The organism is Endozoicomonas sp. ONNA2, from assembly GCF_024606365.1.
Taxonomy (GTDB): domain Bacteria; phylum Pseudomonadota; class Gammaproteobacteria; order Pseudomonadales; family Endozoicomonadaceae; genus Endozoicomonas.
The window spans coordinates 1-1,281 of record NZ_JAHHPO010000314.1; the positions used below are offsets into that span (position 1 = coordinate 1).

General features: G+C 44.0%; 1 protein-coding gene. It reads left to right on the plus strand.

What is annotated here, in order from left to right; translation table 11 throughout:
- Positions 1 to 352: 352 nt before the first annotated feature.
- The gene (locus tag KDK14_RS05690) at positions 353 to 1,231 is read left to right on the plus strand and encodes an Abi family protein (RefSeq protein WP_257264050.1); all 879 of its coding nucleotides are present in this window, start codon (positions 353 to 355) and stop codon (positions 1,229 to 1,231) included.
- Positions 1,232 to 1,281 lie beyond the last annotated feature (50 nt).

Genomic DNA, 1,281 nt, shown 5'->3' on the forward strand with positions numbered 1-1,281 from the left:
GGCACGTCCGGGTCTGTGAGGGTTGAGGTCGGTAACGGCCTCTTCTACTCGGAATCTTGAATAAAGGCCCCCCAGCTTCCCGTGGACATTCAAGCGCCTGACACCTCGGTTGTCGAGTAATGCACAGGGCTGGAACGGATGGTAATTCATTGATGCAGTAAAATAAAAGCTATTTATATAAAAAAATATCAGATAATATTTTTCTGCTATGGATAACTGAGGGTAAATTGTGCTTGACGCATTTCATCCCAAAACCTATATTTCACAGTAACACACCCGCCATGCCTAGGTAGACTTCGGTCTTCAAGCACAAATCGAGCGGGTTTTTTATGCCTCTGTTTTGAGCAAATGGATGATTGAGTTCACCAAGCCAGCATTGACTGTAGAACAACAAATTGAACTACTTACCGAGCGGGGATTAACAATAAGGAGCCCGGATCGTGCTGCCCGATACCTTGAGGTGATCAGTTTTTTTCGGCTTTCAGCTTACATGCGCCCCTTTCAGGAAAGTGACTCCTCTCATTTTTTCAGGCCAGGTGTGTGTTTTCAACAAATTGTTGAACTGTATGCATTTGACCGGGAACTGCGTCTCATCGTAATGGATGCTGTTGAGCGCTTTGAAGTCGCCATGCGTTCTGCAATTGGTAACCATATGGGGCCATCTTATGGTGCTCACTGGTATATGGATAATCAATTGTTCAAAGGTGACTATCAACATCATCGTTTGTTAACTGAAATAGAAGACAAAATCAAAAAAGAAGAAAGAGCGTTGGCACGAGATATTACCAATATCCAAAGAAGCAGAGTACCTGACCATATTAAGCAACAACGTATTGAGGGTAGAAAAAAAGAAAACTATCTGCGTTTTTATCCGTCCCAATACGACTCTCCGAGGTTGATGCCTAACTGGGCAATGTTGGAGGAGCTAAGTTTTGGGAATCTTTCTCACTTGTATCAAGGTTTAGCTAAAGATTCTGATCGAAAACAAATTGCTAAACGCTTTAATACGCCCCACTCCGTACTGGGCAGCTGGCTACATACACTGACGTTTATCCGTAACTGTTGTGCTCATCATGCGCGGCTCTGGAACCGGGAGTTGAGTGTACCACCAAAGCTATTACGAGCTGGGCATTGGGAAAGTATTCCTGCCCGACTGCAGCCACTTGATATACAACCAAGTCGTCGCATTTTCATCGTAATCCTTATTCTTGATCACTTAATAAAACAGTAACTATTCTGTGAACCCAGCCAAACCAGCCCACCAAGCTGGTAAGGAATACC